The sequence below is a fragment of the Alteromonas portus genome (genome assembly GCF_005117025.1).
In the GTDB taxonomy this organism is placed as follows: Bacteria; Pseudomonadota; Gammaproteobacteria; order Enterobacterales; family Alteromonadaceae; genus Alteromonas; species Alteromonas portus.
Map to the genome: position 1 here is coordinate 120,195 of NZ_SWCO01000007.1, position 23,616 is coordinate 143,810.

The 23,616-nt window shown below is 45.6% G+C and carries 16 protein-coding genes; 11 read left to right on the top strand and 5 right to left on the bottom strand.

The annotated features are described in order from the left end of the window. Window positions 1-24 precede the first annotated feature (24 nt). Complete coding sequence (locus E5672_RS12225; RefSeq protein WP_136782446.1) at window positions 25-2,010, top strand: alpha/beta hydrolase family protein; 1,986 nt, start codon at window positions 25-27, stop codon at window positions 2,008-2,010. A gap of 137 nt (window positions 2,011-2,147) precedes the next feature. Next, window positions 2,148-3,398 (top strand): multidrug effflux MFS transporter, encoded by a 1,251-nt coding sequence (locus E5672_RS12230; RefSeq protein WP_205676494.1) that lies wholly within the window; start codon window positions 2,148-2,150, stop codon window positions 3,396-3,398. 148 nt (window positions 3,399-3,546) lie between these two features. Here E5672_RS12230 and ilvC read toward each other — a convergent pair whose 3' ends face one another. Next, the gene (ilvC, locus tag E5672_RS12235) at window positions 3,547-5,025 is read right to left on the bottom strand and encodes a ketol-acid reductoisomerase (protein WP_071817687.1); all 1,479 of its coding nucleotides are present in this window, start codon (window positions 5,023-5,025) and stop codon (window positions 3,547-3,549) included. Window positions 5,026-5,182: 157 nt separating this feature from the next. Here ilvC and ilvY point away from each other — a divergent pair, with 157 nt between their 5' ends. Continuing rightward, entirely contained in the window at window positions 5,183-6,055 is an 873-nt protein-coding gene (ilvY, locus tag E5672_RS12240; RefSeq protein ID WP_136782447.1) for an HTH-type transcriptional activator IlvY, read from the top strand. A gap of 31 nt (window positions 6,056-6,086) precedes the next feature. On the opposite strand, the gene E5672_RS12245 is transcribed toward ilvY, so the two are convergent. After that, window positions 6,087-7,601, bottom strand: a complete 1,515-nt coding sequence (locus E5672_RS12245) for a YifB family Mg chelatase-like AAA ATPase (RefSeq protein WP_136782448.1) — start codon at window positions 7,599-7,601, stop codon at window positions 6,087-6,089. A 208-nt stretch (window positions 7,602-7,809) separates the two neighbouring features. Then, entirely contained in the window at window positions 7,810-8,427 is a 618-nt protein-coding gene (locus tag E5672_RS12250; RefSeq protein ID WP_136782449.1) for a trimeric intracellular cation channel family protein, read from the bottom strand. A gap of 440 nt (window positions 8,428-8,867) precedes the next feature. On the opposite strand from E5672_RS12250, the gene ilvD reads away from it, so the two are divergent. Continuing rightward, a complete protein-coding gene (gene ilvD / locus E5672_RS12255) occupies window positions 8,868-10,718 on the top strand; it encodes a dihydroxy-acid dehydratase (protein WP_136782450.1) in 1,851 nt (616 codons plus the stop codon). Further along, the gene (gene ilvA / locus E5672_RS12260) at window positions 10,718-12,265 is read left to right on the top strand and encodes a threonine ammonia-lyase, biosynthetic (protein WP_136782451.1); all 1,548 of its coding nucleotides are present in this window, start codon (window positions 10,718-10,720) and stop codon (window positions 12,263-12,265) included. Before ilvD ends, ilvA begins: the two co-directional genes overlap by 1 nt. A gap of 280 nt (window positions 12,266-12,545) precedes the next feature. Here ilvA and plsB read toward each other — a convergent pair whose 3' ends face one another. Beyond that, window positions 12,546-14,999 carry a glycerol-3-phosphate 1-O-acyltransferase PlsB gene (plsB, locus tag E5672_RS12265; RefSeq protein WP_136782452.1) on the bottom strand — a complete coding sequence of 818 codons (2,454 nt, stop codon included), beginning with the start codon at window positions 14,997-14,999 and terminating at the stop codon, window positions 12,546-12,548. A 292-nt stretch (window positions 15,000-15,291) separates the two neighbouring features. Between plsB and E5672_RS12270 the strand changes: the two genes are divergently transcribed. The 6 genes from E5672_RS12270 to E5672_RS12295 all read left to right on the top strand — a co-directional run bounded on the left by E5672_RS12270 (window position 15,292) and on the right by E5672_RS12295 (window position 23,380). Continuing rightward, window positions 15,292-17,580 (top strand): sensor domain-containing diguanylate cyclase, encoded by a 2,289-nt coding sequence (locus E5672_RS12270; RefSeq protein WP_136782453.1) that lies wholly within the window; start codon window positions 15,292-15,294, stop codon window positions 17,578-17,580. Between the two features lie 110 nt (window positions 17,581-17,690). Then, window positions 17,691-18,317, top strand: coding sequence for a transcriptional repressor LexA (gene lexA, locus E5672_RS12275; RefSeq protein ID WP_136782454.1), 627 nt, complete (start codon window positions 17,691-17,693; stop codon window positions 18,315-18,317). Between the two features lie 580 nt (window positions 18,318-18,897). Beyond that, window positions 18,898-20,061, top strand: coding sequence for a cytochrome c oxidase subunit II (gene coxB, locus E5672_RS12280; RefSeq protein ID WP_136782455.1), 1,164 nt, complete (start codon window positions 18,898-18,900; stop codon window positions 20,059-20,061). Between the two features lie 9 nt (window positions 20,062-20,070). Further along, the gene (gene ctaD / locus E5672_RS12285) at window positions 20,071-21,729 is read left to right on the top strand and encodes a cytochrome c oxidase subunit I (protein ID WP_136782456.1); all 1,659 of its coding nucleotides are present in this window, start codon (window positions 20,071-20,073) and stop codon (window positions 21,727-21,729) included. A gap of 146 nt (window positions 21,730-21,875) precedes the next feature. Continuing rightward, window positions 21,876-22,463, top strand: coding sequence for a cytochrome c oxidase assembly protein (locus tag E5672_RS12290; RefSeq protein ID WP_136782457.1), 588 nt, complete (start codon window positions 21,876-21,878; stop codon window positions 22,461-22,463). Window positions 22,464-22,486: 23 nt separating this feature from the next. Then, window positions 22,487-23,380, top strand: a complete 894-nt coding sequence (locus E5672_RS12295; RefSeq protein ID WP_136782458.1) for a cytochrome c oxidase subunit 3 — start codon at window positions 22,487-22,489, stop codon at window positions 23,378-23,380. Window positions 23,381-23,394: 14 nt separating this feature from the next. On the opposite strand, the gene E5672_RS12300 is transcribed toward E5672_RS12295, so the two are convergent. After that, on the bottom strand, window positions 23,395-23,604 hold the full coding sequence (locus E5672_RS12300; RefSeq protein ID WP_136782459.1) for a DUF2909 domain-containing protein: 210 nt from the start codon (window positions 23,602-23,604) through the stop codon (window positions 23,395-23,397). Between the last annotated feature and the right edge of the window lie 12 nt (window positions 23,605-23,616).

Below are 23,616 nucleotides of genomic sequence, written 5' to 3' on the forward strand. Positions count from 1 at the left end.
CAATAAAAAATACAAGGGAATGTTATGTCTTATAAAAAGGCTTTCTCACCTATTACGCTTATTGCCCTAGTACTGCTAGCTATTTCCACCACGTTGAGCGCTGAATCGGCTGGCCCGAAAAATGGCTACGATGCTTTCAGCACGCTGCCAACCTATTGGACACCATCTTTATCACCAGATGGGACGAAAATCGCCTTTGTTCAAAATGTCGAACAAGAAGAGGCGTTTGCCATGCTCGCTACCTTCGACTTGGAAAAGGGCGAAAAGCACTATCTGCTGCGCTCTGACAATGAGCGAGTAAAGATTAACTGGTACCACTGGGTAAACAACGAACGTATTGTGGTAAGTGCACGCTATGAAACTCGCCGTGGTACCACAAAAGTGCATGATACCCGCCTATTAAGTATTAAATTTGATGGTGAGGGCGGTGCGTTTAACATGGTTGAGTGGGAGCGATTAAAGCGTCGTGCTGGTAACCCGAGTCACATTCCACAATTTCAAGATGAGGTTATCGACTGGCTACCCGATGATCCAGATCATGTTCTTATAGCAATAGATGCCGAAGTGTTAGGCTTACCTTCAGTGTATAAAGTCAATGTTAATACAGGCGGTGTAAGTCGCGTTATGCGCGGTAAAAAGCGCATTAGAGACTGGCTTACCGACCAACAGAGTAACATACGTATTGGTATTTCACTCAATTATGACGACGGTGAGCGCGAGGTCTTCCTAAAAGAGGGAGATAGTTGGCGAACCTTGTTTGCCTATAACGCCATGACAGAGAAAGGGGAATACCCAGTAGGGTTTGCGAAAGACCCAAATATTCTCTATTTCAAAGGCTACAAAGGCGATTACCGCGCTCTTTATACTCTAAATCTCAAAACCAATGAGCGAACTGAGGTATATGCCGATGAAGGCTATGACGTTAACGGAAGCCTCATTTACTCGCCGGTTACTCGAGATGCAATAGGTGTACGTCATGACGGTCGTTTCTATTGGGATGAACGCTATGTTGCACTTCAAAATGGTATCGACCAAGGACTCCCTGAGTACAACAATACGTTAATCAGCTTTAGTGACGATGAGCAAACCTATATTGTTTATTCGGAGTCTGATGTACTGCCTGGCGTATACTTATTGGGTAATCGTAAAGAAGGTACGCTGAATGTGCTATTTCAGCAATATAGCCAAATAGACTCGACGCAATTATCCGAACATAAATTGATTGAGTACGAAGCCCGAGATGGTATCAAAATTGAAGCATATCTAACCCTACCAAAAGGTGACGGGCCTTTCCCAACTATTATTCACCCTCACGGCGGCCCAGGTGCCCGGGATTTCAGTGGTTTTGACTACTGGACAGCATACTTCACTTCGAAAGGCTATGCGGTTTTACGCCCTAACTTTAGAGGTTCTAGAGGTTACGGGTATAGCTTTGCTCAAAGCCAAATGAAGGGCTGGGGGTTAGCTATGCAAGACGATATCACTGACGCAGCAGGTTGGATGGTAGAAAAGGGGTACGCAGAGCAAGATAACATGTGCATAGTTGGCGCAAGTTATGGCGGCTATGCAGCATTAATGGCAACAGTTAAAACGCCTGAACTATTTCAATGCGCTGTAAGTTTTGCTGGTGTGAGTTCGCTTAAGCACGTCATCATTCATTCTCGCCGTTTCCTCAATAACGAATTTGTTAAAAATCAAATTGGTGACGACTACGATGATTTAGAAGCGCGCTCGCCTTATTACAACGCGAAAGGAATTAAAACGCCTATTTTACTTGTGCATGGCGAAGAAGATCGTATTGTTCCACCCCTTCATAGTCGCTACATGGCCGATGAATTAGAAGATCTCGACAAAGTCTTTAAGTATGTTGAGTTAGAAAATGGCGACCACCATTTATCAATTCAGCGTAACCGACACCTGTTCTTTAAGGAAATGGATGCGTTTTTAGCTGCGTATTTGAAACCCGCCAAAGGCGGGGAAACGGCGGCGACAGACAGTACAACCGAATAGTTACCGTTAAAGGTGTGAGTATTTACGACAAGTGTGCCGGAATTGACGGCTTTTTGACCACGTTTCAGTTATAATATTTAGGGCGCGATAATATCGCGCCTTTTTATTTCCCCATTCTATTTCAAATTCGAGACTTTATGCCCCAGACATCTAATGGCGTATCTGATGATACTGCAGTTGTGCGAAAACCCGCTCTTGGCCTTGTTGAATTTGTTGCTTTGATGGCAACCATGACATCGCTGGTGGCACTCAGTATAGACGCTATGTTGCCCGCACTTATTCAAATTGGCGAGTCATTGAATGTGGAAGAGGACCATCAAACCCACTTAATTGTGACCGTATTCTTTTTGGGAATGGCATTTGGGCAAATGTTCTTTGGTCCTTTTTCAGATAGTCGGGGCCGCCGTCTTACTATTTTGGTGGGGCTGTGTATTTTTGCCATTGGTACTTTTGTGTGTATGTTGGCGACCAACTTGGAAACTATGCTGGTGGGGCGTGTTATTCAGGCATTTGGCGTATCAGGCCCTCGCATAGCCTCTATGGCCATTATTCGTGACCTATACGTGGGCGATGCAATGGCAAAGGTCATGTCATTTATCATGATGGTGTTTATATTGGTGCCCATGTTGGCCCCCATTATCGGACAAACGGTGATGGAATTGACGTCATGGTTCCATATATTCACGCTATTTCTGCTAGTTGCTACTATGGCGGGGATTTGGTTCTTTTCTCGTCAAGGCGAAACCTTGCCTCGTGCAAAGCGCAGGAAATTCTCGCGGGCACACTTTTTTAAATCATCAAAGTTTATTCTGACCCATCCAGAAGTTATGGGTTATACCTTTGCCATGGGTTGTATCTTCGGGGCGTTTTTGGCGTATTTAAGCGCGTCACAAACCATTTTTACTGTGTTTTACAATGTAGGTGAATGGTTCCCCTATATCTTCGCTACTCTTGCCTTTTCTATCGGTCTTGCCTCTTACTTTAACGGAAAAATGGTTATGCGCTTCGGCATGCGTAAGCTCTGTCGATTTGCGCTTAAAGGAGTAAATTGTTTTGCGGTGGTGTATTTGGCACTGTTATTTGCTTACGATGGTCTGCCGCCGTTAATTCCGACTGTGGCCGTTATGTTTGTTGGCTTTTTCTTTGTGGGCATACTGTTTGGTAACTTAAACGCTATGGCAATGCAGCCTCTTGGCGATATGGCAGGCTTAGGTGCTGCAATTATTGGCTGCTTTTCAAGCTTATTCTCAGTGCCCGTTGCTCTGATCGTTGATAGTTTTTTGAATGGAAACTTGATGCCCATCGGTTGGGGCTTTCTTATCTTTTTTGCATTAGCTTACGCATCAGTTCGCTTCGCTGAGCGTGTTCGGGAAGTTGTTGTTTCTTAACTAGGTAAGCAATTGTCAGTAACCGCTTTGGTTTAGAAGCAGTTCGCTGTAAAGAGAGATGTGACTCACTGAATTACAGGCATAAAAAAGCCCGACCAAAATGGTCGGGCAAGAGGGCTTAGTTAAGCACCTAACGACAGAAACTGTCCTAACCTATAATGGCCTTCATATCAGTCATGTAGCCACGTAAGGTCTTACCTACTGATTCCACACCGTGTGAGCGGATGGCTTCGTTAATTTCAACAAGGCGTTTGTTCTCTACCTGATTAGAAGTAGCGGCTAAACCCTTACCGATAACGCTGGTATCAATGGTAGGCATAAATTTCTCACGCAAAATTGGAATTGCTGCGTTAGCAAACAAATAGTTTCCGTATTCTGCTGTGTCTGAAATAACAACGTTCATTTCATACAAACGCTTACGTGCGATGGTGTTAGAAATAAGCGGTGTTTCATGCAGTGATTCATAGTACGCAGACTCAGGTAGAATACCGGCTTCAACCATTACGTCGAACGCAACTTCAACACCACACTTGATCATGGCAACCAGTAAGATGCCGTGGTCAAAGAATTCTTGTTCACTGATTTCACCTTCATAAGCCGGTGCGTTTTCAAACGCGGTTTCACCGGTTTCTTCACGCCACTTAAGTAGGTTCGCATCACCATTGGCCCAATCTTCCATCATGGTGCGAGAGAACTCACCGCTGATGATGTCGTCTTGGTGCTTTTCAAATAGCGGACGAAGTAAATCAGTTAGCTGCTCAGAAAGCTCAAACGCTTTCACTTTTGCAGGGTTTGATAGACGGTCCATCATGTTAGTTACACCGCCAATCTTAAGTGCTTCAGTAATGGCTTCTAGGCCGTACTGAATAAGCGCACCTGCGTATCCTGGGTCAATACCGTCATCAACCATTTTCTCGAACGCAAGTACTGCTGCAACTTGCTGCATACCACATAAAATGGTTTGCTCACCCATAAGGTCAGATTTAACTTCAGCCACAAATGATGACTCAAGTACACCTGCGCGGTCACCGCCCGTTGCACTAGCAAGTGCTTTGGCCTGATCCCAGCCCTTACCTTCAGGGTCGTTTTCTGGGTGCACGGCAATAAGTGTTGGTACACCAAAACCACGCTTGTACTCTTCACGTACTTCAGAGCCTGGGCTTTTCGGCGCACACATAATGACTGTGATATCACTACGAATCTGCTGGCCTTCTTCAACAATGTTGAAACCGTGAGAGTAACCTAATGTCGCACCTTCTTTCATAAGCGGCATAACAGCTTCTACAACGCTAGCGTGCTGCTTATCAGGTGTTAGGTTGTAAACCACATCAGCTTCTGGAATAAGTTGTTGGTATGTACCAACAGTAAATCCGTTGCTGGTAGCGCGTTTGTAAGAGTCGCGTTGCTCATCAATGGCTGCTTGACGCAGCGCATAAGAAACATCTAACCCTGAGTCACGCATATTCAGGCCTTGGTTAAGGCCCTGCGCGCCGCAGCCTACAATGACAATTTTCTTGCCTTTTAAGAACTGACAACCGTCAGCGAATTCATCGCGTGCCATGAAGCGGCAGCGGCCAAGCTGATCTAACTGCTGGCGAAGTGACAGGGTGTTGAAATAATTAGCCATAAAAATTTCCGAACAACATTCATTTTTGTCAATATCAAACACCGACCTTGGTGTTGACAGACCTCGTCTATGACGACTTGGTAGTGAGACTAAAAGATTTCTTTTGTTTTGGAAAATGATATATTTGCAAGATAATATTGCAAAAAGTGAAATGCATATGGATTTTCGTAGCCTTCAACTCTTCAACCACCTTGCGACCAGCCTACACTTCGGTATAACAGCTGAGGCTATGTACGTATCGCCATCTACGTTAAGCCGCGTGATTCAACGCCTTGAGGACGAATTAGGCTGTACACTGTTTAAACGTGATAATCGCAAAGTGGCGTTAACCCACAGCGGGCACAAGTTGCTGTCGTTTTCTAAGCAAGCGCTGAAAGACTGGCAGCAATTAAAAGTAGATTTAAAAGAAGATAACGACGCATTGCAGGGCGAGCTCAGCGTATTTTGTTCGGTTACCGCCAGTCAAAGTCATTTGCCCGCTATGCTCAGGCAATTCAGGCAGCAGCATCCTGGCGTAGATATACGCCTTATTACCGGCGACCCTGCCCTTGCGATAGAAAAAGTAAAAGGTAAGCAGTGCGACTTATCTATTGCTATCTACACCCCAGATATGCCGACAGATTTGCATTTCACCGCCCTTGATAACGTACCTTTGGTACTTATTGCGCCAAGGGAGTGGCGGCTTACTCAGCTAAGTCAGCTTGATTGGACCAAACACCAGGTGATCATGCCTGAAACTGGCCCAACCCGACGTACTGCCTATCACTGGTTTGCTGAGCATGGCATTCGCCCTAACGTTTATGCCTACGTGGGCGGAAATGAAGCTATTGTAAGCATGGTGGCACTTGAATGTGGCGTGGGTTTTGTGCCAAAAGTGGTACTAGATCACTCTAGTATGGCCAATGCAGTAACCCAAATACCTGTTGAAGATATCGAGCCTTATTCCCTTGGTTTGTGCTGCCTGCAAGACAAACAAAACGAGCCGCTTATTAACGCCTTTATGCAGCTTAATGTACAAGCTCGTGGGTAAATTTAAGGTACAAGCTGTATTTAAGTTGTAATCAGCTGGTGCTCAACTGCTTAATAAGATTATCGAGGGCGCGATAGCCTAACGCTTCTGCAATATGCGCTCTCGACACGGCGTTTTCCTCTTCAAGGTCTGCAATGGTTCGCGCTACTTTTAGCGTGCGATGAAACACCCGCATAGACAAATTAAGCTGTTTCGCAGCGGCTTGTAGAAACTGCAAATCAGCGTCATCAAGTAAGCATATATCGGCAAGCTCGCCCGCATGTAGAGCACCATTTGGTTTGCCTTGCCTAAGCCCTTGTTTGTGGCGTGCCGCAATAACTCTTTCTCGCGTTGCATGTAACGAGTCGTCAGGTTTATTGGCTCGCTCTGGCAGGTCGTAGTCTGGTAGCCGTGGCACTTCGACCTGTATATCTATTCTATCAAGTAGCGGGCCTGACAAGCGGTTTAAGTAGCTAAGCTGTTGCTGGGGTGTCAACCGGTTATCATCAATATCTCCTGTCGGACTTGGGTTCATCGCCGCAACTAACTGAAAGTTAGCGGGGTATGTCGCACTTCCCGAGGCGCGAGACAAATGCACGTCTCCGGTTTCAAGTGGTTCGCGCAATACATCTAGTGCCTTTCGCCCAAATTCAGGCAGTTCGTCTAAAAACAAGATGCCATTGTGGGCCAGCGATATTTCACCTGGCACAGGGTTAGAACCACCGCCAGTAAGCGCGACGGCAGAACTTGTGTGATGGGGTGAGCGCAGGTGGCGGGTTAGAAATCGTTCTGCATGCAGCTTTTCGCCTTTCACCGAATGGATAGCAGCAACTTCCAGCGCTTCTTCCTCGCTCATATCGGGTAATAGCGACAGCATTCGGCTGGCAAGTAAGCTTTTACCCGTGCCTGGAGGCCCTACCATAAGCAAATTATGCGAACCGCTGGCGGCAATAATTAGCGCGCGTTTGGCTTGCTCTTGGCCGATAATATCGTCCCAACCAGTTGAAGAGTTGCGTGATGAATGAGAAGTGAAAGGTTGGCCTTTAGCAAGTTTTTTGTTGCCGGTAAGGTGTTCATAAACAGACAGTAAATCGAAAGCGGGATAGCGCGTTGCATGAGAAACTAGGGCCGCCTCTACGTCATTATCCCCCGGGTATACGAGCGCAATATCTTCGTTTGCAGCTGCCATTACCACAGGAATCAGCCCGTTTACTGGCTTTATTTCGCCGTTTAATGCAAGCTCGCCCACAAAGGCAATATTAAGTAGGCTAATGTCTGATATGTAGCCTGACGCAGCTAAAATGCCCACGGCAATGGGAAGGTCGAACCGCCCGCCAAACTTGGGAATATCTGCCGGCGCTAAGTTAACGGTTATTCGTTTTGCGGGAAACTCAAAACCACTGTTAATGAGGGCGCTGCGTACCCGCTCTCGCGCTTCTTTAACGCTGGTTTCTGCCATGCCGACCAGTTGAAAAGCAGGTAAACCATTAGCTAAGTGAATTTCTACACTTACCTCTGGCGCTGACACGCCCTGCCCTGCAAAGGTTTTAACGACAGCCATTCCCATAATCTAAACAACCCCTCTCCTTTCATACTTATTGTTTGAGCTTTAAAAATGCAAAAGCCTCGGCGTGCCCAATAGAATTAGTTAACGCATTAGGCGTAAACTTTAGATAGAGTAGAGAGAAGATGTAACTGTACTAACGATGGGATTTACCGAGCGTTCTGTCAAAGCCTAGCCAGTGGTGGGCCTTGTCAGCAAATATAGAGTAGCGCTAGTGATGGTCGTTGTAGAAAACGGGTAGCTGCCAATGCCATCGCATGGCGCCGAGTCTAAATAATACGGTTGTGACAAGGGCTGCAATACCGCACCACTGTGTGGCGAGTTCCAATTGCATGCCTATTCCATAAACCAGGCCACCAGCAATACAAGTCATTGCGTAAAGCTCGCCGTTTAGTACCAGAGGTACTTCTCGACAAATAACGTCTCGTAACAAGCCGCCAAACACGCCAGTAATGGTGCCCATAGCAACCGCCACTGCCATGCCAGTGTCGTTGGCTAAGGCTTTCTCTATACCTACTACGTTAAATAGTGCCAGCCCAAAAGCATCGGCGATCAATAAATAGTGAAAAGGAAAGCGAGGACTTATTCTCAGCCAAATGATGGGGATAAAGGCGGCTATCAGTGTGGTGTATAAGTAATCGGTATCGGCAATCCAGAATACAGGAACGTCTAACATGACATCACGTAGCGTACCACCGCCAATAGCGGTAGCACTGGCGAGCACCACTACGCCAAATCCATCCATACGCTTTTGATAGGCCATTAAGGTGCCGGATATTGCACATACCGCAACCCCCGCTAAGTTTAACCAATGAAACCAATCAAACATGTTCTCTTACCCTTTTACTGCTCTATTAAGTCGCCATTTCTGCCGCAAAATACTTGATCAGGCCTTATGTTTCATGCTATTTCTTTGCGCAATATCTACGCGGCAGTTAATTGCACGGTTCTAGATATTAGTTAATGAGGTAAAGCCATAACCTCTAACGAACAACATTTCATTATTACAATACCAATGGACATAGGTATTGTATGTCAAATATATCATATAGAACAAAGCGCTACTGATTTGTTAGTGGTTGGGCTTTGTTGCCCCTTGTTTTGAACTACCTTTGGTGATGTGTTACATCATCACTATGACATGCATTTTTGAGTAAAACAGCGCGTATTGGAAGTTGAGCCAAAGCATTACTGGTTTACCCACTGTTTTTAAGTTTCACACAAGGTCTAGCAATTAAAACTAGCACCTAAAATTAACGGGAAGGATTTATGCCCAAGTTACGTTCTGCAACTACCACGCAAGGTAGAAATATGGCGGGAGCTCGTGCGTTATGGCGTGCGACTGGAATGAAAGACTCTGATTTCGGAAAGCCTATTATTGCTATTGCGAACTCATTTACGCAGTTCGTACCTGGGCACGTTCACCTTAAAGACCTCGGTCAGTTGGTGGCGAGAAGTGTTGAGGAAGCGGGTGGTGTTGCAAAAGAGTTCAACACTATTGCGGTGGATGACGGTATCGCCATGGGACACAGCGGCATGCTGTATAGCCTACCTTCTCGAGAAATCATCGCTGATGCGGTGGAATATATGGTGAACGCACACTGCGCCGATGCCATCGTATGTATCTCTAACTGCGACAAGATCACGCCGGGAATGTTAATGGCGTCTATGCGCTTAAACGTACCGGTTATTTTTGTTTCTGGCGGCCCAATGGAAGCAGGTAAAACCAAGCTTTCAGACCAGCTTATTAAATTAGACTTGGTTGATGCCATGGTAGCGGCAGCAGACGACAAGGTTAGCGATGCTGATACTGACGAAATTGAGCGCTCTGCCTGTCCTACCTGTGGTTCTTGCTCGGGAATGTTCACGGCGAACTCCATGAACTGTTTAACCGAAGCGTTAGGTTTATCCTTGCCGGGTAACGGCTCTATGCTAGCCACGCACGCCGACCGTGAAGGTTTGTTTAAACAAGCGGGTAAACAAATTGTTGAGCTTTGTAAGCGCTACTACGGCGATGATGATGAAAGCGTATTGCCACGTAATATTGCCAATTTTAAGGCTTTCGAAAATGCCATGAGCTTAGATATTGCCATGGGTGGTTCAACCAATACCATTCTGCACTTGCTAGCGGCAGCAATGGAAGGTGAAGTGCCTTTCACTATGGATGATATCGACCGCTTGTCTCGCAAAGTGCCTCACTTATGTAAAGTGGCGCCGTCTACGCCTAAATATCACATGGAAGACGTTCACCGTGCCGGTGGCGTATTGGGTATTTTGAACGAGCTAAATAAAGCAGGTTTACTAAATACCGATGTTAACCACGTTTTAGGTAAACCGCTTACTGACGTTATCAGCGAGTGGGATATCACCAACCCAGAGAATAAAGACGCAATTACTTTCTATCGTGCGGGCCCTGCGGGTATTCGAACTACTAAAGCCTTTAGCCAAGATTGTCGCTGGGATGAAGCCGATGACGACCGCGAAAATGGTTGTATTCGCTCTATCGAGAATGCGTTCAGTCAAGAAGGCGGCCTTGCTGTGCTTTATGGCAACTTGGCAGAAGATGGCTGCATTGTTAAAACCGCTGGTGTGGATGAGTCTATTTTAAAATTCAACGGTACAGCCCGTATTTACGAAAGCCAAGATGATGCGGTAGCAGGTATCCTGGGCGATGAAGTAAAAGCCGGTGATGTAGTCTTTATTCGCTACGAAGGCCCACGTGGCGGCCCTGGTATGCAAGAAATGCTATACCCAACGTCTTACTTGAAATCTAAAGGGTTAGGTAAGCACTGCGCCTTGGTAACAGACGGGCGTTTTAGTGGCGGTACTAGTGGCTTGTCTATTGGACACTGCTCACCAGAAGCTGCTAGTGGCGGTGGCATTGGCCTAGTGGAAGATGGGGATAAAATTGAAATAGATATCCCTAACCGAAGCATCAATATTGCTATTAGCGATGAAGAACTAGCAGAGCGTCGCGCGAAAATGGAAGCTAGTGATAAGCCTTGGAAACCGAAAGATCGCGTACGTGAAGTTTCCACGTCACTTAAAACCTTCGCGGCGTTAGCAACCAGTGCCGACAAAGGCGCAGTACGTGATGTGACTAAGCTGGAAAATTTGTAATGACAGCGGCACACGTAAGCGATCACGAGTACTTAAAGAAGATCTTGCTTGCCCCGGTTTACGATGTTGCGGTGGCGAGTGAGTTGTCTTATATGTCGTTGCTTTCGGCAGAACTTGGCAATGAAATTTTTCTTAAACGCGAAGATCAGCAGCCGGTTAAAAGCTTCAAGCTGCGAGGAGCCTATAATCGCATTAGTTCGTTAAGCGATGAACAGCTGCAAGCCGGTGTAATTGGCGCATCGGCAGGTAACCATGCGCAAGGCTTAGCGTACAGCGCAAAGATGAAGGGCATTCAAGCAACTATTGTCATGCCTGAAACCACACCTGATATCAAGGTAGATGCAGTACGCCGCTTCGGCGGTGATAACGTGAATGTGGTATTGCATGGCACCAGTTTTGACCAAGCCAGTAACCACGCTATAACATTGTGCGAAACCCATGGCTATACCTTTGTTCCGCCTTTTGACGATCCCGATGTCATCGCGGGGCAAGGTACGGTTGCGCGAGAATTACTAGAGCAAAATCCTAATCTTGATATTTTATTTATTGCCGTTGGCGGCGGGGGTTTAGCCGCGGGCATTGCGGTGTATCTAAAGCAGTTGAAGCCAAGCATTAAAATTGTTGCGGTAGAGTCAGAAGAGTCGGCCTGTTTCATTAAAGCTAAAGCGCAGGGCAAGCCTACTGAGCTTGAAAGCGTGGGTATTTTTGCCGACGGCGTTGCCGTTAAAGTGATGGGGCAAGAAACCTTTCGCCTCTGCAATCGTTTGGTAGATGAAACTATTACCGTTACCAATGATGAAATATGCGGAGCAATTAAAGATATCTTTGATGATACACGTGTTATTGCTGAGCCTGCGGGCGCATTGTCGGTGGCGGCAATTCGCAAGTACGCTAAGCAACACGACCTTAAAGGTAAAAAGTTAGGCGGCATTCTGTGTGGCGCAAACATCAACTTTCACACTCTGCGTTATGTATCTGAACGTTGTGAACTAGGCGAACAGAAAGAAGCGGTATTTGCGGTTAAAATTCCTGAAACGAAAGGTGCGTTTAAACAGTTTTGCGAGTGCGTTGGGGCAAAAGCGATCACCGAGTTTAACTATCGCTATGCTAGCGAGAGCGAAGCCCATATTTTCGTGGGCGTGAAACTTAAAGGCGGGCAGCAAGAGTTCGCGGCACTGCAAAGCGACCTTGAAAGCAAAGGGTATGACTGCGTTAACTTAACCGATAACGAGTTAGCGAAGCTTCATGTTCGTCACATGGTTGGTGGCCGTCCGCCAACTATTCTCAACGAGCAAGTTTTCAGCTTTGAGTTTCCTGAGCGCCCGGGTGCGCTACTGAACTTCTTAAATACGTTAGGTGAACAGTGGAATATTACCCTATTTCACTATCGCAACCATGGCGCAGCAGAAGGTTTGGTATTGGCAGGCTTTGATATCGCACCAGAAAGTCGAGACGACTTTAACCAGCATGTCGCCGAGTTAGGCTATAAGGTTGAAGAAGTAACGGATAACCCAGCGTATCGCTTTTTCCTGTCGCAACCAGCGTAGGACGTTATCGTAAGAGCTAAGTAAGCTTTACACGCTAACGCTTGCAGCGGCTCTTTTATTGACCCGTTTTCGCTTTGTATTGCTTCACGTTAAGCGAAGGTTTACCGAGGAGCGATACAAAGCGGCATTATTAGGCCTTTTATGGCAGAGCGTTCATCGAACATTGTTGTAAGTGCAACAAAACAAGCTAAGCGAATAGATTGACGCGCAATAAAAAACCCATGCAAAAGCATGGGATTTTACTAAGAATAATGTAAAGCCACGGTATTAGATAACAATCCTAGCTGGCAGTATTTAGGGCAACATTCTCCAAATGCTGAATCATTTCAGGCCATATCAAGTCCATGACGTCAGCACGCAAGGCTTCGCACTCTTCTGAGTATTTTAAGCTGCCGTCTTTCTCAGAGTCTAACCAGTGATTATCTTTTAGTGCGCCAATAAAGCTAGATAGCACATTCTTATCGTAAAACTCAGGCGAGCTTAAACCGTAAAGGGTTGATAAGCGCTCGGCAACTTGCTTGCTTTCTCGTTCTAGTGCGCTGCGGCTAATCACTTTTTCTTTATCTAAAATGGTTAACACCACGGCATAACGCTGTAACGTTTCCTGCATACAGCGGCTTAACAGCCATGCGGAATGGAACTGTTTACAATGTGCATCTGGTGGTAAAAGCTCACCGTCTTTTTGACGTAATAACCCATTGTCGAGCATCGCAGTAATTAATGCATCAGTATGGGCTAGCGCTTCGTCTTGGGTTAAGTGCAAAAACAGCTCTTTTTGTAGCAAAGGATAAAGTGCTGCAATCAGTTGGAAAATACTGTTTTTAGTTGCGCCTTTTTTAGCGAAGATAGAGGCCATAACAAGGCCGGGTATAGCAAACAAATGCAAGATGTTGTTGCGATAATAGGTTAGGTATACCGCAGACTTTGGCTGAGGACTGATCAAGCGCCCGTAATCATCTTCGTTTATTTCGAAGCGACCTAGTTTCAATGTGTCGCGCAGCAAAGCTTCTGCTGACAAATTAGGAATGGTTGCATCGTCACTAAATGGCACGGCTTTGAATAAATCCATGAAATCGCCCATAGCTTGTTTTAGCTCGGCTTCGCTCATGGTTTGCCTTTTAGAAGACAACAGACATAACGACGCTAACGCCATACCGTTTAGTGCAGCCGCACGGTTAATGCGAGTCATAACGTTGTTAGCCAATTCATTAACCGCAGGCGTTAGCCAAGCTGGCTTTTTCTCAGGCTCGGCATCGCGGCAATCTCGCCAGTTTGGTACATGGCTTTCAAGAAATTGGTTAAGCGCAATGGGCTCACCAAAGTTTACGTAACCGTGTCCGTAATTCTTAAGTTTGCGAATGGCTGAGAATACCTGAAGGTTAGATTCTTTCTTCTTCTTAGAGCCTTTAAGCTCGTTCAAATAGCTCTTCACTTCCATCACATTTTCATAACCAATATAGACAGGCACTATGCTTACAGGGCGGTTAACGCCTTTAAGCATGGCTTGAATAGTCATGGCAAGCATACCGGTTTTAGGCGGTATTAAGCGACCCGTTCGGCTACGACCACCTTCAGGATAGTATTTTACCGAATAGCCTTTGTTAAACAGCAGCTCTAAATACTCTCTAAATACCGCGGTGTAGAGCTTGTTACCCGCAAAACTACGACGTAGGAAGAATGCTCCGCCACGGCGGAATACTTTGCCCACAGGCCAGAAATTTAGATTAATACCTGCTGCAATATGCGGTGTTACCATACCTTCGTGATAAATCACGTAGGTTAATAGCAGGTAGTCCATGTGACTGCGGTGACACGGTACATAAATGATCTCATGACCATTGGCGGCGAGTTCACGAATGCGATCAGCGTGACCGACACTAATCCCGTTATAAATTTTGTTCCAGATTCTAGTTAGCAATCTGTCGCCAAAGCGGATAAGTCCTTCACGATAATCTGCAGCAATCTCGGTAATATAGCTTTGTGCAGTTTCTTTCGCTTTTTCATGAGACACTTTTTTACTACGCGACTCTTCAGCAATGGCACGACGTACTGCATCTGAACCTAACACACTGTTATTCAGTTCCTGGCGCTCTAGCAGCGTAGGGCCAGTCATGCTTTGACGTTTACGCTGAAAGTGAGTACTTGCTACTCGGACAAGTTTGTGGGCAATGCTTTGATCGCTGCCGTGCTGATTAGACATTGCACGCGCTGATACCGCTTTGGAATAATTAATGAAATTATCTCGGCCTAAAAATAGCACGATAAAGAGCTTACGCAACCAGCTTGGCGCGGCTTTATCGGCAATTAAGTCACTTAGCCCCGGGTTCCCCCGTCCTGGCGCACGGCCCCATGTTACGTAAACAGGAACGACTTGTAGATCGAGGTTTTCATGATCTCTATGCAAGTGAAAAAGGTCGGTAAAGACTTCTTCAATTCCGGTGTCTTTGGCTGACGAGCGAAAAATGGGCTGGGTTTTACGTAAAAACAGCGTCGAAGAGTATTCTCGCCCTGCCAATGTCAGCGTATCTGTTGGGCTTGGTAAACCCAGCGCTTTAGTCGACATTCTCAATGCAAGCTGATCTGTGACTGAGTTAGTGGGAAGTAGATAAACAATGGGTTTGCTTTTATCTATTCCTAATTCGGTTTCAACGTTAACTGGAATACTGTGGGCTTTAACCAGTAACTTAACAGGATAATGAAATACCGACAGAAGGGCTTTTCGCATCCACGACATGAATTATGTAATCCTATGAAATAAAAACGGGTGAAGTGTAACACAATCGCATCACAATCTCGCGACAACCCAATATCATCGCTTTTCATGCTGTAATGACTCCTTGCTGGACAGGAAGTTCAACAGCGTCTGGTTTTCTTGGACTTGGCTAGTGTTGTTTAGCTTAGGGCTAGTCAAAGGTATTGGCAATGCAACATTAGCACTATATATACCAGTGCGGATTGGTATTTTATTGCTATAAGCCGAGTCAGTAACTACTTTTATAAAGGTTAATGAATATGAGCAAGTAGTAGTGGATGATCAGAACCGCCTGAAAACAATTGATGATTTTATGCTCAACAATGAGGTGCCCTTAGATCTCGACGATCTTATGGTGGTGTTAGCGGCAGCTTACAAAGTGCCGATTGCGCTAATTGGTATTGTTGGTGAATTTGAAGAAACATTTAAAGCGCGATATGGAACATCGCTATCTAAAGTAAGCAGAGAGCATGCATTCTGCAGCCATGTTGTAGAAGAGCGCAAACAAGTTGTTGTTAACAATGCACATGAAGACCCCAGGTTTAAAGATAATCCACTAGTAACCGGTGAACCACATATCTGCTTTTATGCAGGAACACCCATTGAAATCAATGAGCAGATTATTGGCGCAGTATGTTTAATTGATACTGTTCCTCGAGAAATTGACGCTAAATATTTAGAAGTCCTGGATAGAATTGGCGCGCTCGTTAGTCAGCATATTTCTCTTTCCAAAGAGCATGAAGCCCTTAAGCGTGAGCACGGGTTAATAGAAAAGTCACCCATAGTACTGGCAACGTGGCGAAATACGACATCACTCAAACTGGTTCACATATCAAAAAACAGTGAAAATGTTCTTGGCATATCGGCCCAAGATTTACTCAGCGGTGCTGTGGAACTTCGGGATGTTTTAACGCAGGACGCTGAGAGTGACTTTACATTCGCCATGCAGGCGCACGTGGAGGGAGTGGAAACACATTCCTGTCGTCTCCAAATAGCCACCCCTACGCGAACCATTTGGGTAAGTATGATTTCTACAGCCAGTTTTCGTGAAGACGGTATGCTGTATTCAGTACAAGCATTCCTTTTTGACACCAGCGACCAGAAATATGTGGAGGACAAGCTCAACAAAACAAACCAGCGTATGCGGCTATTATTGGAGGCCTCTGAGTTAGGTACGTGGGATTGGAATTTGGCTGCCGATGTAAACCAAGTCAACAAACGTTGGTGCGATATCGTGGGCCTTGAATATGAGTACTATGACACCAGCTCTCGTTTTTTCAGGCAGCTTATTCATCCTGCGGATTATGTAAAAGTAGAAAAGCAGTTACACGAACATATTGCTGGAAAGAGCAAGGTTTTTAATACCTCGTTTCGCATGAAACATACGAATGGTTCTTGGGTTTGGGTTGAAAGCTACGGAAAAACCGTAGAATCTGATGTTATGGGCAAACCTACCCGTATTGCTGGCATTCATCGCGATATTACGCAGAGAATGGAAAGCGAACTCCATGAGAGAAAGAAAACCCAGCTTTTGCAGTTTATTAATAAGACCCGCGCTTCTTATCTTCAGAACAACGATTTGACTATGGCCTGCCAAACGGTATTGCCTGAGCTCATTGATATTTCGGACAGCCAGTTTGCTTTCGTAGGACAAATGAAAAATGAAGGCGATGCCTCGAGACTGTTTATCCATGCTATTTCCGAAATAGTATGGGATAACAGTAGCTTCTCCCAATATAACGAATACAAGAAGCGAAATTTGTATTTCAGCAGCTTTGATAACCTCTTCGGTACCACAATACTAACCGGTGAAGTTACCATAAGTAATACCTCTGGTAGTCATCCAAATTCAAAAGGTGTACCTCAGGGCCATCCCCGCATAAGTCGCTTTCTAGGATTGCCTATTAAAGTCAAAGAAAGAGTTGTAGGTATGATTGGACTTGCCAATAAGTTCGAGCCATATACAGTAGACGACGCCACTTTTTTGCAGCCCTTATTAGATGCGTTGGCAGGTCTTTTCTACGCGGTAGAATTAGAAGATGCACGTGCCGTTGCAGAAGAAAAGCTACGCAAACTAGCCATGACAGACTCGTTGACCGGCTTATATAACCGAAGAGCTTTTATTAATGAGTGCATCGTGTTTTCAAAGCAGCATCATAGTGCGTGTGTGGCGATTATAGATATCGACTATTTTAAACAGGTAAACGATACGTACGGTCATGATGCAGGTGACCAAGCGCTTATTACTGTGGCTCGAAAAATAGCTAAACAAAACAGCTCACCCAATGTGGTTGCGCGACTTGGTGGTGAAGAGTTTGCTGTTGTGATGCTGGGCAAAAATAAAAAAGAAATCAATACGCAGTTAGAGGCTCTTCGCATTGCCGTTGAGGAGAGTGTTGTTAACTATAAAACCGATAAAATTAATCTGACTATTAGTATAGGGGCAACGTTTGTCGACAGTACTTACGGCGCAGACTTTAGTTCGTTGTTATCAACAGCTGACAAATCCCTATACAAGGCAAAAGAGCAAGGCCGAAATCGAGTGGTTTGGGGAGAGGGGTGAGAGCAACTAGAGGCAAACCAGCATAGTCCTTATAAAAGACGCGGCAAGTGCTTGTTATTTGGTTTTAGGTGTATATACTTACAGGAACTGTATGAACAGACAGGTCTTTTATGCGCCCACTCACAGCTCGACAAACTGAAGTTTTAGAACTTATCAAAACAACCATGCAAGAAACGGGTATGCCGCCTACGCGTGCAGAAATTGCTCGTCAACTTGGTTTTCGCTCCGCCAATGCTGCAGAAGAACATTTGAAAGCATTGGCACGTAAAGGCGTGATTGAAATTTTGCCGGGTACCTCACGGGGTATTAAACTCAATATTCCTCTGGAAAACGATGTACCGGAAGAAGAAGGCTTACCTTTAATCGGGCGTGTGGCGGCTGGTGAGCCAATTCTGGCGCAGGAGCACGTAGAATCACACTATAAAGTTGACCCTGCTCTGTTCCAACCTCAAGCTGACTTCCTGCTGCGTGTTAACGGCATGAGTATGAAAGACATTGGTATTTTAGATGGTGATCTTCTTGCTGTGCATCGGACCACAGATGTGCACAATGGTCAAGTCGTTGTGGCGCGCGTGGACGAAGACGTTACGGTGAAGCGTTTAGAGAAACGCGGTCGCGAAGTATTACTTCATGCCGAAAACGAAGAATTTGCACCTATAAAGGTTGACCTTGCCAACGAGCCTTTTGCTATTGAAGGTATAGCTGTAGGTGTTATAAGAAACGCAGACTGGATGTAAGGTTTTAGCTTCTTCAACGAAAAGCGGCACACTAGCCGCTTTTTTTATGCCTTTTGTTCCTATATTTCTGCCAGTTTTATTAAGTTAGGGTTATTTAGTAAGTTTTCTAACCTTGAAGCACAGAATAAACATCAGGTGATATATCAAGGCTATTCTGCCAGTGAATGAACGACTGTATACGCATTTATTATTTTAAGGTTTGTTTGAAAATAATTATTGTTAGCGTGTTAGTCGTTGATTTTTCATTCAAATGAATGCATGTAATTCCTAGCGTGTTGTTCAAAATGTGCGTTTGATTTTACCTATTCCCAACACGTGTCTCACCCCACCTCCATTCAAAACGTAACGTATGGCTGCCATAGCAAATGATTAAAAATTGAACACTTCGTTAAATTTTTAACAGAAAAGACTAGACGGCACGGCATTATTGCGCAATTCTTATACAGAGATTACAAAATAATAACAATGACTCTAAATTTGTTTTACAAGTTGAAGTGATGGGTCAATCGTTCGCAAACCATTTGGTAGGGCATCGCGCAAACTTATCAGCGTTTTGGCCTAGCCATTACGGAGGTGCTGAGTGAAACAACTAACGACCGTCTTCGCAAAATGGTGTTCAAGTATACCATTTTTGCTAATGTCTCCTTTGCTTTTCGCGCAAGAAGCCAGTGAAGAAGCCTCTTCACTTAATTTAAGACGCGGTGCTACTGACATCAGTGGGCAGGTTTACGATCTTCATATGCTGATGTTCTTTATATGCGTTGGCATAGCCTTTGTAGTATTTGGGGTTATGTTCGCCTCAATGTATTTGCATAGAAAGTCCCGAGGCGCGAAGCCAGCCAATTTTCACGAGAACGTGAAAGTAGAAATTGCTTGGACCGTTATTCCTTTTCTTATCCTTATCTTTATGGCTGTGCCAGCAGCGAACACCCTTATCGCGATGGAAGACACATCTGAGCCTGACATGACAGTGTTAGTCACGGGCTCTCAGTGGAAGTGGCACTATAAGTATATGGATAGCGACGTTGAGTTTTATTCCTTGCTCGCTACTCAGCGCGAACAAATAGAGAACAAGTTTCAGAAAACAGATAACTACCTGTTGGAAGTTGACCGCCCATTAGTTATCCCTACTGGAAAAAAAGTACGTTTCCTTATTACCTCAGACGACGTTATCCATTCATGGTGGGTCCCCGATTTTGCCGTGAAAAAAGACGCGAATCCGGGCTTTATTAACGAGTCTTGGGCCAAGGTAAATGAGCCTGGTATTTATCGCGGACAGTGCGCAGAACTTTGTGGAAAAGACCATGGCTATATGCCAGTTGTGGTAATTGCTAAAGAGCCTGCTGAATTTGATAAATGGATGGGCGAACAAGAAGAGATTGTTCGTAAGGCGAAAGAAGAAGAACAACGTCTGCTTTCTATGAATATGTCTATGGATGAATTGATGAAAGTTGGCGAGCGTGTCTACAACACAACATGCGCTGCCTGCCATATGCCTAATGGTGAAGGTCTACCTGGTGTATTCCCTGCCCTAAAAGGTAGCAAAATGGCACTAGAAGATCAGCAAGGCCACATTGATATTGTCCTTCACGGTAAGTCAGGTACGGCTATGCAGGCATTTAGCAAAATGCTTAGCCTTAAAGAAATTGCAGCGGTTGTCACTTACGAGCGCAATGCCTGGGGTAATAACACGGGCGATATGGTTCAGGCCAAAGACGTCAATGCAGTGGCAAACGGAAACTAGGAGCAGACAATGAGCAAAGCAACTGAAGTTATTTCGCCAGATACCTCTGCGCCTCATGTTGGTCAAGTAAATGGTGGCCACGTACATGGCGATCACCTACATGATGACCATGAACATCACGACCATATTCCTAAAGGAATAACGCGCTGGCTGTTTACCACTAACCATAAAGACATAGGCACACTGTATCTGTGGTTTGCCTTCATAATGTTTTTGGTTGGCGGCGCAATGGCCATGGTTATTCGCGCTGAACTATTCCAACCTGGCCTTCAAATTGTTGAGCCTAACTTTTTTAACCAAATGACCACTGTTCATGGGCTTATCATGGTATTTGGTGCTGTAATGCCAGCCTTTACAGGGCTTGCAAACTGGCTCATTCCCATGATGATCGGCGCCCCTGACATGGCGCTGCCGCGCATGAATAACTGGAGCTTCTGGATTTTACCTGGTGCGTTTTTAATTCTGCTTAGCTCCCTATTTATGGAAGGTGGTGGCCCTGCTTTTGGTTGGACTTTCTACGCACCCCTTTCAACGACTTACAGTGGCGATTCGACAGCATTGTTTGTGTTCTCTGTTCACATCATGGGTATTTCATCCATTATGGGGGCGATTAACGTGATTGTGACTATCTTCAATATGCGTGCGCCAGGTATGACTTGGATGAAAATGCCGCTGTTTGTATGGACGTGGCTTATCACAGCGTTCTTGTTGATTGCGGTAATGCCAGTGCTTGCTGGCGCGGTCACAATGGTGCTAACTGATAAGTTCTTTGGCACCAGCTTTTTTGATGCTGCTGGTGGCGGCGACCCGGTTATGTTCCAGCATATCTTCTGGTTCTTCGGGCACCCTGAAGTGTACATTATGATCTTGCCCGCTTTCGGCATTATTTCGCAAATTGTTCCTACCTTTTCTAGAAAGCAACTGTTTGGTTACGCATCTATGGTGTACGCCACGGCGTCTATCGCCCTGCTCTCTTTTGTCGTGTGGGCCCACCATATGTTTACTACGGGCATGCCGGTGTACATGGAAATGTTTTTCATGTTTGCCACCATGCTTATCTCGGTGCCAACTGGGGTAAAAGTGTTTAACTGGGTGGCGACCATGTGGCGTGGTTCACTAAGCTTTGAAATGCCAATGATGTTCGCCATTGCCTTTATTGTACTGTTTACCATTGGCGGGTTGTCAGGATTAATGCTGGCGATCACCCCTGTAGACTTCCAATATCACGACACGTATTTCGTTGTGGCTCATTTCCACTATGTTCTGGTGACAGGCGCGGTCTTTTCCATCATGGCAGCCGTGTATTACTGGTTGCCTAAATGGACAGGCAAAATGTACGACACGACATTAGCTAAATGGCATTTCTGGTGCTCACTGGTATCGGTCAATGTACTGTTCTTCCCTATGCACTTTGTTGGTTTGGCTGGTATGCCCCGTCGTATTCCTGACTACGCATTACAGTTCGCTGATTTTAACAAATGGATAAGCTTGGGTGGTTTCGCATTTGGCTTATCTCAGCTCATCTTTCTTGCCTTGCTTATTAAGGCGTGCAAAAAGCAAGGTGAGCCGGTATCAGCGCAAGTTTGGGACGGCGCAGAAGGATTGGAATGGGAAATTCCATCACCCGCCCCTTATCACACGTTTGAAACTCCACCTGTCGTTAAGTAACGGTAAGTGGAGTTGTGAATAGGCATTCCTGTCAACTGCCAGAAACCGATGGGAATGACATTCACACGTTGCAGATGATGAGGGAGATAAGCGGCTAAACAAGCGTTTACCAGCCTTTATCTTTGGATTTACCCGGAGGTCGCGTGATGTCACAGCAAAGTGCAAACAACAAGATGGTTATCAAACTTGTTGCTATTGTCATTGGCATGTTTGGCTTCGGCTTTGCTCTTGTTCCCTTGTACGACGTATTTTGCGACGTTACGGGAATTAATGGAAAAACCGAAGGTACGGCAGCGGTCTATCAATCGGTTGAGATTGATGAGTCGCGCGAAGTGACGGTTGAGTTTATTACTCGCACAAATACCGGTATGCCGTGGGAATTTCGGGCTGAAACTAAGCGCGTGAAAGTACACCCAGGCGAACTCAATACGGTCTCTTTTTATGTGCGAAACCCTGCATCAAGCAATATCGTCGCTCAGGCCATTCCCTCTGTATCTCCCGGAACAGCAGCGCTCTATCTGAACAAGACGGAATGCTTCTGTTTCAACCAGCAGCCATTGGAAGCGGGTAGTGAGGCCTATATGCCCATGCAGTTTTACGTAGACCCTCAGCTACCTAAAGAAATAACGTTTTTTACCTTGCAGTACACACTCTATGACGTCACAGCGCGAGCCAGTGACCTGACGACAACACCGAATCCCTTTATGGCTTCAACACCGTCAACTGGCGATTAGGCCGAAGGGGTAAGGAGATGAAAATGCAAACCGAAGTACAGAATCACGAATACCAAAAATACTACGTACCCGCACAAAGTCCATGGCCCATTGTGGGCGCAGTGGCGCTGTTTCTTATTGCCGTTGGCGCAGGAAACTATGTGGTTCAAGCCACCAAAGGCGAAACCGGCTATGGCGGTCATATCCTTTTAGCTGGGATAGCCGTGCTGCTGGTTATGCTTGTGGGCTGGTTCAAAAACCAAATAGACGAGTCTATGGCCGGCCTATACAGCGATCAGCTGGGGCGTTCATATCGACAAGGGATGAGCTGGTTTATCTTCTCTGAAGTGATGTTTTTCGCTGCGTTTTTTGGTGCGCTCTACTACGCCAGATTTATTTCCGTTCCGTGGCTTGGTGGCGCATCGAATAACGCTATGACCAATGAAGTATTGTGGCCTACCTTTGAGGCTATGTGGCCGCTGGTATCTACACCGGGTGGCACTACCACTCAAGAAATGAGTGCTGCGGGGTTGCCTACAATCAACACGGTTATCTTGCTTATTTCGTCAATTACGCTGCATTTCGCCCATGTGGGATTAGAGCAAAACAAGCGCAAGCAATTAACCCTCATGCTGGGTATCACTATTTTGCTCGGGTGTGGGTTTCTCTTTTTACAGGTAGAAGAGTACATACATGCCTATCGCGACCTTGGGCTAACGCTTCAGTCGGGAATTTACGGCAACACTTTCTTTATGCTGACAGGGTTTCACGGCATGCATGTGACCCTTGGAACCATTATCTTAATTGTGCTGTTTTTCAGAGTATTGAAAGGGCATTTCACGCCTGAAAACCACTTCGCGTTTCAGGCGGGCAGCTGGTACTGGCACTTTGTAGATGTGGTGTGGGTCATGCTCTACATCTTTGTTTACGTGCTTTAAGGGTAACCCCAAACTCAATAAGGCCTTGGGTTTGGGGTAATTAAGCCAGTACCAATAGCAATAAGAATAATAACAACAATGACGGCAGAAGTGAGCACACGTCGGCCAATGTATTTACTCATAGGACCCTTAGATGTGTCGTTTTTCATCATTATTCGCATAGCCATAAACAGATTAACAATCATGTACAGCACTAAAACAACAAGGACTATTTTTATCAACATACTCACCTCTGT

Bases quoted from the DNA above. Each gene is read 5' to 3' on its own strand.
- E5672_RS12225 (WP_136782446.1), top strand. From the start codon at position 25: ATGTCTTATAAAAAGGCTTTCTCACCTATTACGCTTATTGCCCTAGTA.
- E5672_RS12230 (WP_205676494.1), top strand. From the start codon at position 2,148: ATGCCCCAGACATCTAATGGCGTATCTGATGATACTGCAGTTGTGCGA.
- ilvC (WP_071817687.1), bottom strand. From the start codon at position 5,025: ATGGCTAATTATTTCAACACCCTGTCACTTCGCCAGCAGTTAGATCAG.
- ilvY (WP_136782447.1), top strand. From the start codon at position 5,183: ATGGATTTTCGTAGCCTTCAACTCTTCAACCACCTTGCGACCAGCCTA.
- E5672_RS12245 (WP_136782448.1), bottom strand. From the start codon at position 7,601: ATGGGAATGGCTGTCGTTAAAACCTTTGCAGGGCAGGGCGTGTCAGCG.
- E5672_RS12250 (WP_136782449.1), bottom strand. From the start codon at position 8,427: ATGTTTGATTGGTTTCATTGGTTAAACTTAGCGGGGGTTGCGGTATGT.
- ilvD (WP_136782450.1), top strand. From the start codon at position 8,868: ATGCCCAAGTTACGTTCTGCAACTACCACGCAAGGTAGAAATATGGCG.
- ilvA (WP_136782451.1), top strand. From the start codon at position 10,718: ATGACAGCGGCACACGTAAGCGATCACGAGTACTTAAAGAAGATCTTG.
- plsB (WP_136782452.1), bottom strand. From the start codon at position 14,999: ATGTCGTGGATGCGAAAAGCCCTTCTGTCGGTATTTCATTATCCTGTT.
- lexA (WP_136782454.1), top strand. From the start codon at position 17,691: ATGCGCCCACTCACAGCTCGACAAACTGAAGTTTTAGAACTTATCAAA.
- ctaD (WP_136782456.1), top strand. From the start codon at position 20,071: ATGAGCAAAGCAACTGAAGTTATTTCGCCAGATACCTCTGCGCCTCAT.
- E5672_RS12290 (WP_136782457.1), top strand. From the start codon at position 21,876: ATGTCACAGCAAAGTGCAAACAACAAGATGGTTATCAAACTTGTTGCT.
- E5672_RS12295 (WP_136782458.1), top strand. From the start codon at position 22,487: ATGCAAACCGAAGTACAGAATCACGAATACCAAAAATACTACGTACCC.
- E5672_RS12300 (WP_136782459.1), bottom strand. From the start codon at position 23,604: ATGTTGATAAAAATAGTCCTTGTTGTTTTAGTGCTGTACATGATTGTT.